The sequence below is a fragment of the Afifella pfennigii DSM 17143 genome (assembly GCF_000688515.1).
GTDB classification, from domain to species: Bacteria; Pseudomonadota; Alphaproteobacteria; order Rhizobiales; family Afifellaceae; genus Afifella; species Afifella pfennigii.
Genome location: NZ_JHZK01000046.1, coordinates 1 through 17,030, shown reverse-complemented (window position 1 = coordinate 17,030; position 17,030 = coordinate 1). Strand labels below are relative to the sequence as shown.

11 protein-coding genes are annotated in these 17,030 nt (G+C 59.2%); 4 read left to right on the top strand and 7 right to left on the bottom strand.

Annotation, left to right across the window (positions count from 1 at the left end; all coding sequences use genetic code 11):
- A partial coding sequence (locus tag Q331_RS23855) for a hypothetical protein (protein WP_210164990.1) occupies positions 1 to 223 on the top strand: 223 nt, incomplete at its 5' end.
- Positions 224 to 228: 5 nt separating this feature from the next.
- Here Q331_RS23855 and Q331_RS0118625 read toward each other — a convergent pair.
- Both Q331_RS0118625 and Q331_RS23305 read right to left on the bottom strand, forming a co-directional pair.
- Positions 229 to 2,628 (bottom strand): Lcl domain-containing protein, encoded by a 2,400-nt coding sequence (locus Q331_RS0118625; RefSeq protein ID WP_026381905.1) that lies wholly within the window; start codon positions 2,626 to 2,628, stop codon positions 229 to 231.
- 419 nt (positions 2,629 to 3,047) lie between these two features.
- Positions 3,048 to 4,151 carry a tyrosine-type recombinase/integrase gene (locus tag Q331_RS23305; protein ID WP_026381904.1) on the bottom strand — a complete coding sequence of 368 codons (1,104 nt, stop codon included), beginning with the start codon at positions 4,149 to 4,151 and terminating at the stop codon, positions 3,048 to 3,050.
- 335 nt (positions 4,152 to 4,486) lie between these two features.
- Between Q331_RS23305 and Q331_RS0118615 the strand changes: the two genes are divergently transcribed.
- The 3 genes from Q331_RS0118615 to Q331_RS23300 all read left to right on the top strand — a co-directional run bounded on the left by Q331_RS0118615 (position 4,487) and on the right by Q331_RS23300 (position 10,176).
- Positions 4,487 to 5,809 carry a tyrosine-type recombinase/integrase gene (locus Q331_RS0118615; RefSeq protein ID WP_026381903.1) on the top strand — a complete coding sequence of 441 codons (1,323 nt, stop codon included), beginning with the start codon at positions 4,487 to 4,489 and terminating at the stop codon, positions 5,807 to 5,809.
- A 655-nt stretch (positions 5,810 to 6,464) separates the two neighbouring features.
- A complete protein-coding gene (locus tag Q331_RS23600) occupies positions 6,465 to 9,545 on the top strand; it encodes an HsdM family class I SAM-dependent methyltransferase (RefSeq protein WP_084175158.1) in 3,081 nt (1,026 codons plus the stop codon).
- Positions 9,526 to 10,176, top strand: coding sequence for a hypothetical protein (locus Q331_RS23300; RefSeq protein ID WP_026381900.1), 651 nt, complete (start codon positions 9,526 to 9,528; stop codon positions 10,174 to 10,176). Before Q331_RS23600 ends, Q331_RS23300 begins: the two co-directional genes overlap by 20 nt.
- Before the next feature lie 303 nt (positions 10,177 to 10,479).
- Here Q331_RS23300 and Q331_RS0118590 read toward each other — a convergent pair whose 3' ends face one another.
- From Q331_RS0118590 to Q331_RS0118570, 5 genes are all read right to left on the bottom strand, one after another.
- Positions 10,480 to 13,782, bottom strand: a complete 3,303-nt coding sequence (locus Q331_RS0118590) for a DEAD/DEAH box helicase (protein ID WP_026381899.1) — start codon at positions 13,780 to 13,782, stop codon at positions 10,480 to 10,482.
- Entirely contained in the window at positions 13,775 to 14,563 is a 789-nt protein-coding gene (locus tag Q331_RS0118585; RefSeq protein ID WP_026381898.1) for a hypothetical protein, read from the bottom strand. Before Q331_RS0118585 ends, Q331_RS0118590 begins: the two co-directional genes overlap by 8 nt.
- 24 nt (positions 14,564 to 14,587) lie before the next feature.
- Entirely contained in the window at positions 14,588 to 15,817 is a 1,230-nt protein-coding gene (locus tag Q331_RS0118580; protein WP_026381897.1) for a type II toxin-antitoxin system HipA family toxin, read from the bottom strand.
- Positions 15,817 to 16,203: a helix-turn-helix domain-containing protein gene (locus tag Q331_RS22665; RefSeq protein WP_084175157.1), complete on the bottom strand. Its 387-nt coding sequence runs from the start codon at positions 16,201 to 16,203 to the stop codon at positions 15,817 to 15,819. Before Q331_RS22665 ends, Q331_RS0118580 begins: the two co-directional genes overlap by 1 nt.
- Before the next feature lie 547 nt (positions 16,204 to 16,750).
- Positions 16,751 to 17,030, bottom strand: a 280-nt coding sequence (locus Q331_RS0118570) for an integrase core domain-containing protein (RefSeq protein WP_026381896.1), incomplete at its 5' end; no start/stop codon positions are given.

Genomic DNA, 17,030 nt, shown 5'->3' with positions numbered 1-17,030 from the left:
TCAACCAGCAGCCCGCAGCCTAACGTCAACCCAATCGAGCCAGACCCTCCAAAGCGTCATGGCCTCCGAAGTCCCGAAATATCTGACGACGGACAATCTGGATGCGTGGATCGATAAGCACCGGCAAATCGCATCACCGCAATTCCAAACCCTGCCGCTTCCGGTGAAGCGCAGCCGAGGACGGCCGACAATCGCCGAACAAATCGAAAGCCATGCCGCGTGAATGATTCATCTTCTGACACACCGGACGGACAACACATTATCCTTAAGACCGTTGAACTGGAGGCCATCGCTGAATCTCTGGAGCGGCGCATTGCTGTTATTGCTCTCCGACGAAGACCAGTAGGACCCCGCGGGAAACGAACCGCTGGTGTTGAATCCGCCGATCGCCGCGTGATTGTCATACATCACGTCGAGTTCATTCATTGCCGGCAGATACCAGTCGCTGTGGCCGTGAACGTTCGTCAGGCCATCGCAATAGACGGCCGCCGCATAGGGCGAGGCGGCATCGGCCAGCCCGACGAGCAGCGCCGTGTTTGCTTCCCCCGTTGCATACGAGTTGTTGGCCATTGCCGTATCGACCCAGTTAGCCGTGCCGTTGTTCCAGGTGAACTGCCCCGCATCGGCGGGCGTCGTATACATCGGTTCGTTGCCGTCCGGCGACAGGCCAGCATAGACCGTGCCGTCGTCGCACTCATCGCCGATATTCGGGCACCCGGTAGGGCTGCCGGAGCCTGTGGTCACGTCCCATTGGTCGCTTGTGCTCCCGACCGTCACCGTGGCGCTGTTCGTCGTGCTACCTGCGGCGTTGCTGGTCAGGCGGAGTTGGAGCGTATCGCCGTCATCGATCGTGCCGCTGGTCACCCACGTGCCGCCATTGACCCGAAATTCAGGGGAGCCGCCGCCGGTGATGCTGACACTGATCCCCGCACCAATGCCGGTAATTGTCACGATATTGGATTGGACAATTGTCGAGAACGCGGTACCCGTTTCATTCGTAAAGTCAAACGCATCGGGGGTGCGGTCCGCGTAAGTTGTCGTCGCCTTTCCTACCGGCACCCAATTCGCGCCATCGCAATATTGGTAGACGCGATAATCGTAATTGTAGACCAACGCTCCTGCCGTGCCGTCCGGCTCCGAGCAAGTGCCGGGATAGGTAGCCTGGAAAAGATAGGCTTCGCCGGAGTCTGTGCCGGCGGAGTCACCATAAACTCCGGTCGCCAGGATCTTATCGCCGGAGATAAGGATATTGTTCGGGAAGTGGGGATCGGGGTTAGGCTGTGGCGGCGGCAGCAGCTTTGCGATCTGCGCCGGGTTGCCGGGGTCGGAAATATCGAAGACATAGAGCGCGCCGGAGTCAGTGCCGGAAGCGGTGTCGGCAAAGTAAGCGCCGATGAAGGCGCGGTCGCCGTCGATCTGTACGTCAAAACCAAAACGATCCCCGGCGGACGGGTCATCCGGCTCGATCTTGGCAAGCTGCACTGGATTATCGGGATCACTGAGATCGTAAAGATAGGCCGCACCTGCCTGGGCCCCCGCAACTGTGTTGCTCAAGTAGGCACTGACAATGGCCAGACTGCCTGAGAGGTGCATGGTGGTTCCAAACCGGGCACCAGGCGTAATGTCCCCAGGCACAATCTTTGATCGTTCTATGGGGTTCGCCGGATCGCTGATATCGAATAGATAAGCCGAGCCGGTATCGGCTCCAGCGGCCGTATCGTCTCTCCATGCGCCGATCAGCGCGAGATTGCCCGAAGCTGATAAATCACGTCCGAACTCATCGCCGTCGGCAGCATCCGAGGCCGTGATCTTGGCCAGTTCGACCGGGTTGTCCAGGTCACTAACATCAAAAACATAAGTTTTGCCGCGTTGGGTCCCTAAGTATTGAGCCGCGCCGACAAGCGCGAGATTGCCGGAGGTCGGGGCGGCGACCGAGGAGCCGAAGGCATCATTAGCCTGTGCATCCGATGCAGTGATTTTGGCCTTTGCAACTGGATTTGACGGATCGCTAATATCGAACAGGTAAGCAGCACCGCAGTAATAGACAGAAGCCGAACAGTCGATCGCTCTCGCAGCGATCAGCACCATATCGTCCCGTATCGTCACCGCATTCCCGAAGTACAGAAAGGAGGAACTCCCCGTATCAAATGCCATCATCTTTGACAGCTGCACCGGGCTGGCCGGATCGCTGACGTCGAAGAGATAGGCGGCGCCCTTATCGCCGTTAGTGAGTTCCGAACCCACCAAAGCCAGATCGCCCCGCAGTGCGGCAGCCCTGTCCAGGCCAAAGGTATCTCCGGCAGCGGTATCGTCTCCCCTGAAGGTGGCCCTAAGCTCTGCCGCTGCCCAACTCGGACCGCCCGGCAGCCCGACGCCCATCCACTGATTGCCGGCGCAGGTCTGAAAAATGTGATGATCCTCATTGAAAACGAGTGCGCCTTCATCCTTGACCGGGTTCGTGCACCCGCCGCTGCCGGAACCCGGCGCATGCATCGCGATCCAGTTCGTTCCGTCGCAATATTGCAGGACCTTATGGTCGCTCGCGTAGACAATCGTCTTTTCCGGCCGGGCGGGGTTCGTGCAGTCTGCGCGCGCCGTGGAAAGGGGCAGCGCGGCGCTTGAAACCAACAGGACTGCAAGAAGCGCTAGTCGGATGGCGGCACCTCCGTTTGGGGCGGCGGTGCGCCGGTGATTGTTTCGGATACCGAGAAGTAGAACCCCGCCATGCGGCCCGGCGGACAGACATCCTCCGGGCTTTGCCCTTCCTCAAGAACGATCAACTCGGCCGCAGCCGTGCTATCGGATGGTGCCGGGCGGCAAACGACCTCCACCGGGCCTTTCCACGGCACTTCAATGAGGCCGCGGTCCCGGCTTCCGGTCGCCGCCTCTTCGGCATCAGCAGAAGCGCTAAATATACATTCCAGCATCAAAATGGTGCATAGCAAAACGCATAATCTAATCATCTCATAATATTATCATCTTATTGATTATTTGTAAGTTAATATTGGTAGGACGGGAGAGTTACTTAACCTCCCGCCCCATCGTTTTTACTGCGGCAACTGTGCCAGCGCATCGGCGAGATGCTCTTTGCTCAGGTTGGCATAGCGTTTCACCGATTTCGGGTCCTTGTGCCCGGTCTGCGCCATCACCTGGATGAGCGACCAGCCCGCTTCGAAGAGGTTGGAGGTGCGCTCATGCCGCGTATCGTGAAAGCGAAAATGCGCAACGCCCGCCCGCTTGCGCGCCCTGTTGAAAGCAAGACGCAGCGCGTTCGCGCTCACCGGGAAGACGCGCTCTTCGCCGTCCTCTTCCCTATCCGCCTCATCCTCTGACTTGGCCGCCCGCCACGCGGTGAGCAGATCGACCGCACGCGGTGAGAGCCCGATCGGGTGATCGATGACGATACCGGGATTGCGGCTGTTCTTGATGCCGCGCAGCAGCGCCGCGCGGCCTTCAAGATCGACATCGCACCAGCGCAGGCGAAGAAGGCTGCCGCGCCGCGCGCCGGTTTCAAAAGCGAGCTCGACGAAAGGCCGGAGCCAGCCAACGCGCGATTCCTCGCAAGCCGACAGCAGGCGCTTAAGCTCATCCTTAGTGAGCCGGACATCACGCTCATCATTGACGGCAGGACGCTTCACGTCCTCGGTGTTGACCGGGTTGATCAGCAGGCCGAGTCGGCGCTTGCGGTGATCGATGACGCGTTTGAGCAGCGTGAGCTCGCGCTTCACCGTTCCCGGCGCAATCGTCTTGGCGCTCTTTGCGGGCTTTTTTCCCCGGCTGACCGGCTGTGCAAGGCGCCGGTCCCGGTAGTCTTCGAAGTGCTCCGGCGTCAGGTTGGAAACAGCGTATGAGCATAGCGCCGCTTCCTCACGCAGAAAGCGCTCAAGCCGGGAGCGCTCGGCAATGCGCGAGTCCTCGCCCGGGCGCTTGTCCGTCACCTCCTTGAGATAGATGGCGATGAGATCGGCGAGCGTGGTGTGCTGCGCGCCGCTCTGGTCGATGAAGAGCCCGCGGTCCATGTCGGATTCGATCTTGCGCGCCCAGGCTTGCGCGTCCTTCCTGGTGCGGAAGGTCGCGCTTTGGTTTGGCCAGCCTTTGCGCCTGATCTGAACCGCCCACTGGTAGGGGGCTTTCTCGCGGATCGTTGCCATGTCGGTCACTCCCGTGCTGTGCCGGGTGTGCCAAAATTGTGCCAAATAATCCTGAGCACAGGCTGGTCACGAAGACCGCTTCTGTAACTACGTGATTTATTTGAGAGAATTGGCGCACCCGACAGGATTCGAACCTGTGACCTCTGCCTTCGGAGCTGGCTTAATGGCCTTTCCGAATTGCGCGACAGAGCACGCCAGAGCACGATAAACCGCTGTTCCAGATAGACTTTCCGAATCGACGCTCCGAAAACTCTATCCCGCGACAACCCCGGAATTTGCTCCCAAGTGCTTACGTGGTGCTTACGCGAAATCCGGGTCCGACAGGGACCGAAACGATGGCGAAGATCACGAAGCGAACCGTAGACGGCGCCGAGCCGCAGGCCAAGGATTACATCATCTGGGATGATGAACTGCCGGGCTTTGGGCTGCGGGTCTTTCCGTCCGGCAAGCGAAGCTACGTCATTCAGTATCGCGCACGCGGGCGGTCGCGCCGCTACTCCATTGGCTTGCACGGCGTGTGGACCCCGGAAACTGCCCGCCGCGAGGCGAAGGTACGCTTGGGGGATGTCGCCCAGGGTGATGACCCCGCAGCCGAGCGGGAGGAAGAGCGTCGAGCGGTCACGGTTCGGGAACTGTGCGAGCAATACATCGCCGATATGGAGGCGGGCCTTGTGCTCGGAAAAGGCGGTCGCCCAAAGAAGGCGACCACGGTCGCGACCGACGTCGGGCGCATCCGCCGGCACATCATCCCCTTGCTCGGTACGCGGAGGATCAAGGACATCACCAAGCCGGACATGAACAACCTGATGAAGGACATCATCGCCGGGAAGACGCGCGTGGTGATGAAGACAGAGAAGTTGCGCGGCAAAGCCATTGTGCGCGGCGGCCGCGGCACCGCTATCCGCACCATGGGGCTTCTCGGCGGCATCTTCACCTACGCGATCGAGGCGGGGATCATCGATCATAACCCGACGCACGGGCTCAAGAAGCCCAGATACAAGGTGCGCGACAGGCGTCTGAGCGAAGCCGAATATCGAACGCTGGGCGGCATCCTAAAGAAGGTCCAGAACGACAGTCACTATGGCATCCACGCAGAGATCCTCCGCCTTATCGCCCTGACCGGTTGCCGACGTGGCGAGATCATCGGTCTTCGCTGGAGCGAAGTCGATATCGAGGGCAGCTGCCTTCGATTGAAGGACAGCAAGGAAGGCGCATCTGTCCGCCCTGTCGGTCTTCCGGTGATCGATTATCTCGAAGCCTCCCACCTTAAACGGGATGGGACGTTCGTCTTTCCCGGCCAGAGCGAAGACAACGCCGTCGGAAACTTTCCGCAAAGCTGGAAGAAGCTCTTCGCCGATACCCCGCTCTGGGATGTTACGCCGCACGTCCTGCGGCACAGCTTCGCCAGCATCGCCAACGATCTTGGCTTCACCGAAATCACCATTGCCGCGCTCATCGGGCACGCCAAAGGTTCGGTCACGAGCAAGTACGTCCACACGCTGGACTCGACCTTGATCATGGCCGCCGACACCGTTTCGGGCTACGTGAAGGCGCTCCTCGAAGGGGTGGAGTTCAGACGGAACACTTACACTCTCGACCGGCAGACACGGCGGAATGCCATCGACGACATGCTGATCGAGGCACGCCCATGCACTTAGCCGACGTCTTCGACGTTTCAAACTCGAGATGAGAAACCGCGGCCCATTGTAATCGCTTGGATTGGCCGTTTACTGAAAAGGTCGAGTCTGATACCCAACCTTCTGTAAGAGTCGAGTCCAAGACTCGAACTTGCGGAGGGATCATGAGGCTCGTCAAAACGCGCCAAGCGCTAAGCCTTACTGGCCTTTCGAGCCCTACGCTGCGAGAGTGGACAAGCCGTCGCGCGCTCATCCCAGCGGACGTGCCTCCCAAGACCCAGGGCTCGCCCGCACAGTACAGCTGGCAGACAATCCTGCTGTTGCGACTTGCTGCGACACTTCGCGACCGTTTCCATGTCGAACTTCAAGCACATCGCCCCCTTCTTGCAAGCTTGCGCCAAGGTTTTCACGGGAGGTCGTTTGTAGGACTGTGGGACAGCACCCTAGTCTTGCAGGGTGGCGACAGATGGCAGCTAGTCGATCCAACCGCTGATTCGCTAAGGCAGGATTCGATCGTAATTCAGCTCAACCCTCATCTTCTTATCCTCTCCGAAGGTTTCGCTCTGCCAAAACCAGCCGGGATCGGCAGGCAACTCGACCTCTTTCCAGCGGTGGACGTGGGCAAGCCTGCGCGTCGGACGGGCCAGATCGTGAGCGAGCGCAAACGGAGGTCGGCGTGAGAAGCGCGGCATTCGAAAAGGTCCTGCAAGCGACAGGCTATCTTGCGGGCTCTGGCCGCCCCGCTCCTGGACTTGTCCTGTCAGGCGATACCGCGGCGGCCAAGCTACGAGCCGTTCTTACGGACGATCGCGTAGGACTTGAGGCCGACGCCGTGTTCTCAGCACAAAGCGCGGCGATAAGCATCTTTAAGGATGCCGGCAATGAGCCCCCTGACGAGGCGGACATCCGTTTCTGGCACGAAGCGGCTTGGAACATCGGCGTTGCACCGCTTTTGTGGATTGTCACACCTACTGACGTAAGACTTTACGACTGCTACGCGTCGCCGGTCGGCGATGACAGCAAAGACGTGGCGCCCGCCGTTCTCGGACGTTTCGTGATCGACTCAGACGATCGGCTTCGCGAACTCAATGCCGCCTGCGGACGGCTTGCGACCGAAACCGGTGCATTCTGGTCAAGCGCAATCGGCTCCAAAATCAGCAGACGGCACCGCGTAGACCGCGAGCTTCTTGCCGAGATTAAGGCTCTAGAACAGCGTCTGGTCGAACTGACACCCAACGATGGCCAGTTGACCAGCCCAGCGCTGGCGCGCGATCTCGCGCAACGCTTCATCGGGCGCTGCATTTTTACGTGGTATCTCCTCGATCGCGGATTGGCTCAGCCATTCTTGCCGCCGAACCTACCTTCAGATCTAAGCGCAATGCTCGCGACACCAGAAAGCGCGTTCCGGCTCTTCGACTGGCTTCGATCGACGTTCAACGGGGACCTCTTCCCGATGGATGACCCCGGCGCGGAGCGCCAGCACCTAATGCCCGAACACCTTTCGTACCTTAGAGACTTCGTCGAAGGCCGAAGCCTTATTCCGGAACGACGCGGTCAAGGGCGGCTCTTTCGGTTTCGTTTTAACGCCATCCCCGTCGACCTTGTCAGTTCGATCTATCAGCAATTCGCACGATCAAGCGCCGCAGAGGAAGCCGACGCGCAAGGCCTTCACTACACCCCGGTTGAGCTCGTTCACCTCACGTTGGATCCAGTTTTTGAGGCCCTTCCTGAGACGGCACGGATAGTTGATCCAGCTTGCGGTTCCGGGGCTTTTCTTGTCGAAGCGTTCCGGCGACTCGTTTGGCGCGCCACCGGCGATAAGCCAGCCTCTCGTAAGCTCGTCCGAGATATTCTTTATCGGCAGCTCTTCGGCGTCGACATAAACCGTTCAGCCCTCGGGATCGCCGCCTTTAGCCTCTATCTGGCTGCGCTAGAGCTCGACGAAGAGCCCGTAAGCGACGTGAGGGACCTCAAGTTTGATCATCTGATAGGCAGAACTCTTTTTGAAGCTGACTCATTAGTAGGGCCGCTTCCCGATGCTCTCACAGCTCGGCCATTCGAGGCTATCGTCGGCAACCCACCCTGGACCTTCGTGGGGCAGCGAGGTGGGTCGCCAAAACGTGCCAAGGGCGATGCGGGAACCCTCCGGCCTCGCCGAAGCCCCGACCAGGCTTTCTTGGCCCTAGCAGCGAAGCTCGCCGGCGATACGGGGCGGATCGGGATGATCATGAAGGCCACGCCCTTCTTCTCGAAAGACGTTCATGCAATCGAAGCCAGAACGGCGCTCCTAGAGCGCCTGTCGCCCGCAGCCTTGATCAATCTCTCCTACTTGAGGCGCGAGGAACTCTTTCCGGATGCGCTGGGACCTGCACTACTGTTCTTTTCACGATGCGTCCTTGCTCCCGATACAGCACGCGTTCTCGTTGGCTCAATTCCGTGGACACCGGACTTTCGACGAACAGGCGTGTTCAATGTTGGGCCTAGCGAGATACGTTCCGTTCCCCTTGATCGCGTCTTGGCCGTTCCACCATTCCTGAAGGCGGCAACATTCGGGACTGTCCGTGACGGCTGGTTGATTGAGAAGCTTGAGCGGGCTTTCCCAACATTTGGCTCAGTGCTCGACGCACTCGGTCGTGATGAGACAAACCACCGCGGCCAAGGCTTCCAGGTGCGGGGCGATGCCAATGTGCCGCCTGAGCATTACGCTCGACTAAAAGTTCTGACGCCAGACGTTTTCACCGCATTCCGTCTTGAAGAACACGCACTTTCGCCGTTCAGCCACAAGACGCTGCACCGTCCTCGGCGCGAGGGAATTTTTCGTGGACCTCTTTTGCTCTGCTCCAAGGTGGGCAACAGCTCGGGAGCGGAACGCGGCCGGTACAGCGCAGCAGTCCATAGAGGCGACGTTCTTTATACGCAAAACTTTTACGGCGTTTCGTTCCGCGACGTTGATCCTGCTTACGCATACGCGCTTTCAGGTATTTTGAATTCAAGCCTTACAGCTTTCCAGTTCGCGCTCGGGGGGCCGACTTGGGGGCTGGAACGCCCGACCGTAGAACCTCACGATTTGCTCTCCTTGCGAGTGCCTTCTCTGCACAAAGGCAGTCGTGAAAAGCTTGATGCCTTAGTACGCGCGGAACGCATAGCTGCTGCTGCGCCGCAAGATCCAGAGCGGCTAGCTAAGCTCGATGAAGCGGTGTTCGACCTTTACGACCTAGAAACCGAAGAGCGCGTGGTTGCTTCTGATAGCGTCGAACGGGCTCGCTACCTGATATTCGAGAACCGGAAAGAGCGCCTTGGCCTCATAGTACCGCCACCCATCGACGCTCTCCGAGACTACGCTCGCCAAGTAATGCTCACTGTGAACGCCTACCTCCGAGCACGGGGTGAGCGCCATCTCGAAGCATCCGTGTATCCAAGGAGTCTCGCGCAAGCCGACTGGTCTGCCGGCGTGCCCGGTATTACTGCAGTGCGCTTCGTCATGGCTTCCGGTGCTCCAAGCGAACGTCCAACCATCCGCGAAGGCGATCCTTTTGACCTCGAAAACCTCGCCGCCAAGCTACGCGGCCAATTTGAAAGCGACTTACCCCCGTATCTGAATGAACGCCGCCAACTCCGCCTCTACAACGACATGGATCTCTTCATCCTGAAACCGTCGGAAGCTCGCTATTGGACCCGCACCGCTGGCCTCAACGATGCCGATGTCATCCTCGCAGACCATTGGATGCGGAGGCCGGATGCCGCTGCTCACGCCTGATATACCGTACGGCAGCCCCGCCTTCGCGCTTTCCGACGATCAGATCGCGACTGTGCTCGATCTCGTCTGTCGCGGTGCCGACGAAGCTCGCGCGGACATCAAGCCAGGAATGCTTGAGGTGCCCACGACCATCGTTGTGAGGAAAGCCATGAGGCGAGTGAAGAAGGCGCTCGGCTACACCAACTTACAGGTTCGCGGAGAGCACGAACTCGAGGATATGGCAACGACCGATCAGACAATCCTTGGCAGGATCGACATTAGTCTTCAGTTCCTTCACCAGTTTGGCGACGAAGACGCTTATGTCGCGGTTGAGTGTAAACGCGTCCGCCCGGGTGACGCCACATTGAACGGAAGCTATGTGACGCAGGGTGTTCATCGGTTCGTCTCGGGAAAGTACGCCGCTGGTCACCAATGGGGCTTCATGTTGGGCTATGTGCTTGGTGTGCCGGTCGAGGACATTGTTTCTTATGTCGATGCACGGTTGCGCAAAGACTATGGAGAACCAGCAGCCATGGCGCCTGACACGCCACACCCATCGTCTCTTGCAGTCCTCGAAAACGCAGTTGTGCAAAGCGGTCACCACACGATCCGGCTGAAGCATGTCTTCGTCGACATGCTCGCCGCGGCATGATGAGCCCGACCGGTCATGCCTGACCGTACCATTTCCGAGCGTCCACGCTGTCCTCAAGATCTGTGAATGATTTCGCAAAAGTTTCAGCGGCCACACGATTTAAGCACTCGAGGTCTTCGAACGAGACAATCCGCGAAGCAGTTCACTATCTATGTCGAAGGGTGCGAACCGCGCGCAACTCAGGTTTCGAAGCTGCCGATTAATCCCCACGTCTACAGTCCGTTCTCTGCAGGCTGGACCAGTTCAAGCAACAGAATGGCACGGCTAACACACCCATGGCGATGATACTTTTGCATCCATACGCTACGGTAGGTCCGACCAGTTTCGACTATTCAGCTCTGCGTCTGAGGATGCTTCGACCCGCGCTTCGAGCGCCGAAATCGTCTCCCCCTCCTGAGCCGGCTTGAGGTGTACCGCGACTTCCGCAAAGCGTCGATGGGTCTCCCGTCTCGCCCATTTGGCAGATCGCATCTGGACCGCATAAGCAGCCATTTCAGCACTGATGTAGCCACGTCGGATACACTGGTTCAAATATGTCAGACCCGGGCTAGCCTCGACCGGTTCGTCTTTCTCGGCACTGATAAGGCGAAGGAATATCTGATGCGGAACGGCCAGCACATGCGCGAGGTCAGGAACTAAGCGGATGACAAATTTCCGCGCACTTGTGCTGCGTTTGATGTCCCGTGGTTTTTGAGAAAGCACCTTCTGAATGTTGACAAGTGCAGCACCACCCATCCATTCACTAAGCGCGGATCGCAACAGAGGAACAGCGAAAGCCGCCCGGTCCGCGTTTGTGCCAAGTTCTTTGAACTCTTTGCCAAGTAGGTATTCAACACTTTCAATCTTTAGAAGCCTGAACATCTCATTTGGATGCCTTTGCAGCCATTCGAACATCCACGCACACCAATCCGCCACGGTCGTGTTTGCGGCTAGACCGCTTTCGACAACATCTTTGGCAAGTGTTGCAAGAACATCTTCTGGCATACCAACCATCGAGGCCAGATCGCGAAGTGGCTGCCGGTCCACGGCAGACACTTCGTCGCCGTCGCTCAAGAGCGCCAAAGCGGCAGCAGTTCGACTGGCAATCCAGTCTTCTTCAGCGGCCTGCCTTTTGCGGAAGGCTCCGAAACTGCGGGCAAGACCGAGACGTACGTCTTTGACGCCATCTTCGCCTTCGCTGGTCTCAGCGAGGCGCGCGACCACGTATTTCTCGAGATCACCAATCTCTGACGTTCTATCATGGATGCGGTCCATCAACGCCGTAAACGGGTCATCAAGCACCAAGCATTGATCCGACTGACCGAAGATGTCCCGTAAGCGCGACCACCGGGAGCCGATCTTATTCTCCTTGTCGTCAAGACCAACGACTTTTCCTGGGATCACCAACACGATGCCGGTCGCACTCTCACCGGCACGCCCCGCCCGGCCTGCAGCGTTCAGCAAATCTTCCGGGTCCAAAATGTCGCGGCGGCCGGCATCGGCGTTGTACTGACTGTCTTCGGCGATGATGACGAGTTCCGCAGGCAGATTCATCCCTTGACCGAGCGTTGGCGTAGCCGCGAGAACCGATATACCGCCTTTGCGCTTGTACAGCGATTCCGCCAGTTGGCGCTCCTCAGGCAGCAATTGCCCATGATGGGTTGTCGCGAAAGCCGCGAGGTTCCCGTCCTGGAGTTCCAAGTAAAGTTGCTCTGCATCGCCAAGTTCGTCCGCCGCAATATCCGCAAGGCGTCGCTCAGCCTCCGTTAATTCAACAGTGCACGGTCCCAACGCTTTCCCAGCTTTGTCGGCAATCGACACGGCATTGGGGATGGATTGCGAGAACACCAGTGTACGGATCCCGGTCTTGGCTGCGGCAGCGGCAATTGAAGCGGCGACTACTCCGGAATTCGGGGTTAAACCCCACCCTTTGTTTACGGAAAGCGGCAGTGGATCGGAGAAAAAAGGAACGAGCGCATAGTCGCTGCGCGCCTGCGACACCCAGGTCTGTTTCACGCTAAAGAAACCGCTCGGAAGTGCGGTCATCTGTCGTTGCAAGGCAACCGGCGCTCCTCCATTTGGCTTCTTCCGACGTCCCTCGCGGAGTTGCTTCTCCAAACTTCGGATGCGTGCGATGTCATAGACAACGCAACCGCGCAGCTGGCGGGTTGGTTTCCATGCATTATCCAACGCAAGTGCAGCGCGCCCGGTCAGGTCTGCTAGCCAAGCACTAATTTCGTCTGTGTTCTTCATCATGGCGGATAGAAGGACGAGATCAGCCGCAGGTGCGACCCGCACAAACCCCAATATGCAAAGCATGCCGTCTATCGCGCGGCGATCCGCTCCATCGTCGGGGTGGATGAGGTGGCATTCGTCGAAGATGAGGAGTCCTACATCTTCAAACCTTTCCGGTTCCATATGGCTAAGCAACAAACAGGCCTCGGGCGTCATCACCATGACATCGGGTAGCTCGTCCTCGCCGCTCGCAAATCCGAACTCATCGATACGCTCACCTTGGACGCTGGCCGTCGGAAATGCCTCGCGTAGGTCTCGCGCCGTCTGATCCACCAGCGCATGGGTCGGTGCGAGGAACACCGCCTTGCGGCCAGAAAGCAACACAGAGTGGATCTTTAGTTGCGCAGTCGTCGATTTGCCGGCTCCTGTCGGGAAACCAATTGCCGATGATGTTCCAATCTCGAGGTATCCTCGTGCTGCCGCCTCTTTGTGATTGCGCCACAGATACGGTCGCGTCTTGGCCACGCTTTTCATGGCGGATCGCCAACGATCCGCCGGAACGCCGTTCGGTGGCGGCAAGTTGACGACGGCTCCCTCCATCAGCGCTGAGCCCGCCGCAATCAAGAGACTCGCCAAGTGAAAAGGCCCCGGGAAAACCACAAAAGCGCCTTGGCTTAACTCGTCTATGTCATCTTCGCTTTTCGGTGCGGCTAGCGCCTTTACCTCCGTGAAGACTGCAATAGGATCAGCCATACCCGTAATCCGGCGGCCTTGGAGCGTGAAGGCCAACGCCCGCACGCCGCGTAGTAGCCGGTAATAGAGCGCCGCATTTGCACGCTCGGCTCCTGAACCAGTCACGACCGCCGACATCCGGAGACGTTTGCGATCGGTAATCTGTCCGACTTGCCCGCGTGCCAACCAGATCAAGTGGAGGATCAACTCAGATTCAAGCCGCGAGTCCCGAGGGCGCTGTATTGTCCGAGCCACTTCGGACGCGTCGGCCGACGCCTCCGCGACGAGAAATAGCAGCATTGCCGAGATGTCTGGACTGATGCCGTTGACGCTGAGACTGGCGGGAGGTCGAGTCCCCGCGCCCAGAGCGGACGCCTGATAAACGAGTTGGTACGCCGTCGCAGCCACGAAGCCAGCCGCCGCTCTGTTCTCCCGTTTCGGATCCAGCGACACCAGAGCTTCATAGGCTTGCGCAAGCCGTTTCGCGAAGTGGATTGTTTTGGTCAAACCTTCTGGATCGTCGACTCCTTGGCGGAGAAGCACCCGCGCCGAGGCGATTTCGGCAAAGGCTCGTGATAGCTCATCGGGCAAGCTCTCTCGATCCAGATCGGGGAGCTTCGGTGCTGACCTGATGAGCGCAGCTGTGTCCGGATCATACATCGGCCTGCTCCTCAGCTTCCGCTACGATGTTAGCCGCTTTCGCCGCAATTGAGGCGATCCACGCACGGATATCGTCGAGCAGAAAAGTCTCGGCGCGGCGACGCATGACTTCTCCGGACACCACTCCCTCGAAGCCTTTGAACAGCCGCCTTCGCCCAGCCTCGGTGGCATGGGTCTCATTCACGGTCACCGCGACCCTGAACGCGCGTGCATCGCTCCAGAGAATGTCGGCGACAATCTTGTCTGCATCCGCGTCACCCGATCGCTCCAAGATCGATGTCACGGTCGCGACGAGTTCATTATCACGGGCACCTGTTTCGAAATTCGCGAACTCAGGCCAGACGGATCCACTGATTTTTTGCCGGGCATTCTCTGTCGCTTTTTCTTCGCAGATGACCACGCGCGCGACGTCGCCTTCATCGAATTGGATCATCAGACCGTCCAATCCCTTATCAGCCTTGATCATCTGCGGTGCTCGGATGAGTGCATCGTCATCCTGACGATGTGCTGCGATCCACGAGATGACCTGAAAGACCCATCCATCCCTGTGATACGCGTCTGCACCCTCTTCCACAGTGAGCAGTGCCATGGCACCGGCGAAGCCCCCGGTGGGGTAATCCGCGGGCAATGCATCCGTCGCCGACAAGATGCGCTCGACCGCCCGCGATTGACCGAGCGCCACGCGCGCGATCATTTCCGCTAGCGCGTCCTCGTCATCGACGGTCCAGGTTGATCCGTGCCAGCGGCCGTCTTCGTGAATTGGAGAGAAGGAGATCGGCAAGTCTACCAGTCTCCGTCGTCGGTATTATGACCCAATATTCAATGCCTCCTGTGTCTCCGCATGTTCGAAGGCGTTGGCATAACCACGAACATCTTCAGAAGATGCTCCTTCATTTCGGAAAGCTTCCTTCCATCGACCGGTAATGACTTCTGCCATTTCGTGCGCAAGTCGTTTGCCCTCCTCCATTTTGACGTCGAAGAACTCGCACGCTTCCAGAGCGATTTTGAGTGAAGCCTCGAACGATCCACCCTGGATGATACCTGTCTCCAGAATGCGGTGCCGGGAGGGTGATGGGTTGATGTCGAACGCCGGTGACAGCCGCCAGCGATCGCCCCCAGCATAGATGAACCCGTGGTTCTTGAGGTGATCGTCCTTGTTCGACACGAGGATGGTGAAGACGATCCGTCGCCAGAGTTCGTGAAGGTCCTCGGTCGGCTTGCTCGAAATCTGGCGGATCACCTCGGCGATGTCGGTGTAAAACCCGCCGTCCTCGCTCTGCCAGTCCAGCGCAGTGCGGGCAGAGATATAGGGTATGCGCGTGTCGCCGCGGCGGTCGAACCGGCGGATCAGCGCAATGGGACTGTCGCTGTCGCGCAGCTCAAGCCGAGCATCGGCCACGCGCAGCCCGCACATGCGCGCCAGTTTCAGCGTCGCCACTTCAGCGCGCTCGACCGGTTTGGTGTCCTGTGCAGACGTGAACTTGGCGATCCAGAGATGCCCATCGCCCTCGACATTGGCTTTCGGTCGCGCACCACCGAGCGACCCAGCGACACCAGCAAGATCGCGCGCTTCTTCTTCGGCCCCGCCCGGATCCCGTTCGAAGCGCTGCGCCAGCGTTCGGAGTCGTTCAAGCTCGACGAGCCGGGGAATGGGTGGCGTGAGGTCTGAGAGCGGTTCCATGTCCTCCCCGAGAAAACGCAGCGCGCCTTGCCGGGTGCGGTCATCTGACAGCACGAGATAATCGAACTCGCTGAGGCCGCCGCCCAAGACCTTGGTCATCAGCGCGCGCCCCCAGGAATCCGGCGCCGCATCGGCAAAGCAGCCCGGCAACGCCGAGCGCTTGTCATCTTTCCCGGACGAGAAATGACTGCCTTCGCGCAGCGGCAGTCCCGGCGCGAGAGCGAAGCGATCGTCGGCGGCGAGCCAGGCCGCGTCATATTCGAACTGAGAATGCTGACGCCGCCCGTCGCTTTCGAAGCGCAGGCGTCCCACGATCCGTTTTCCTTCGCCAAGCGCGACGATGGCCTCGGGCATCAGAAACCGACCCCTTCCTCGTCATCGCCATCAGCGATCGGAGCAGCCGCGTCCTGGCCTTTGCTCGACGACTTCGGCGTGCGCTTTCGGTCGATCCGCTTGGGCAGGCTTTCCCGATCGAGCAGCAATCCGGTGTCATCTGTGCCCGCGTCCAGGAAGTCCGAGATGCGGTCGATCTCGCCTAGGACGAGACACGCCATGGCGAGCGTGCCGATGCTCACACCGTCATCGCCCTTCTCGAGCCGGGCCACCGTGCTTTCGGACACGCCGATCCGTTCCGCAAAACCCTTCACGGAAATCCGCCGCTTCAGGCGCGCCGTCTTGATATTTGCGCCCAGAGCCTCCAAGGCTCGACGCGCGCTTACAGAGTTCACTTTAACCGCCATATCTGACGCCCAAACATAATTTAACCGTCAGATATGACTGATAGTGTAGTTTCCTTCACTTGGCAAGTTTGTTGCCGTATGAGCGGTCAGAAGCACTCCTGTCCGAAATCTGTCTACACGCTTCGGACAGCACCACTGATTGGAAGCCTGTAGCCCCCAGATTGAGAGCGACGGCTGGGAACATCGATACCACGAAGCCGATCCGAAGGCAGGATTGATACCTTTCCTCCCACTCTGGGTGCTGTTGTTGGAGGTTTTGTACCATTTCAGGAGTCACAGGGGCGTCTCCCTGCGGGCCGGGCTGTCGACGAAGCGGAAGCCCCGTCGGGTCTTCCCCCTGACGGGCGTCCATCCCTGACGTGGGGTGCTGCGCATCGGTACCGAGTCAGGCCGCCATGTCATGCGGGGCGTCGAGAGTTAGAGGCCTGCGGCTGTCGCCGTGACGGGTTTGAAGGTCGAGAGAGAGGCTCTCAGGTGTCCGTCGTCAGATATTTCGGGACTTCGGAGGCCATGACGCTTTGGAGGGTCTGGCTCGATTGGGTTGACGTTAGGCTGCGGGCTGCTGGTTGAGCAAGCGGCGCTGCCGGATGGTTTCGTCCTTGATCCTCCTTCTCTCCTCGAGGATGGCCGGCGCCCTGCCGAAGTAGGCATCGGCAGGCGTGACGTTACCGAGGCTCTCGTGGACGCGGCGGTGGTTGTAGTGATCGATGAAGTCGCCGATGGCGGCCTCGAGCGCGCCGGGCAGATAGTGGTTCTCGAGCAGGATCCGGTTCTTCAGCGTCTGGTGCCAGCGCTCGATCTTGCCTTGCGTCTGCGGGTGGTTCGGC

Excerpts from the sequence above, each read along its gene's own strand:
- Q331_RS23305 (WP_026381904.1), bottom strand. The coding sequence starts at position 4,151 with ATGGCAACGATCCGCGAGAAAGCCCCCTACCAGTGGGCGGTTCAGATC.
- Q331_RS0118615 (WP_026381903.1), top strand. The coding sequence starts at position 4,487 with ATGGCGAAGATCACGAAGCGAACCGTAGACGGCGCCGAGCCGCAGGCC.
- Q331_RS23300 (WP_026381900.1), top strand. The coding sequence starts at position 9,526 with ATGCCGCTGCTCACGCCTGATATACCGTACGGCAGCCCCGCCTTCGCG.
- Q331_RS0118590 (WP_026381899.1), bottom strand. The coding sequence starts at position 13,782 with ATGTATGATCCGGACACAGCTGCGCTCATCAGGTCAGCACCGAAGCTC.
- Q331_RS0118580 (WP_026381897.1), bottom strand. The coding sequence starts at position 15,817 with ATGCCCGAGGCCATCGTCGCGCTTGGCGAAGGAAAACGGATCGTGGGA.
- Q331_RS22665 (WP_084175157.1), bottom strand. The coding sequence starts at position 16,203 with ATGGCGGTTAAAGTGAACTCTGTAAGCGCGCGTCGAGCCTTGGAGGCT.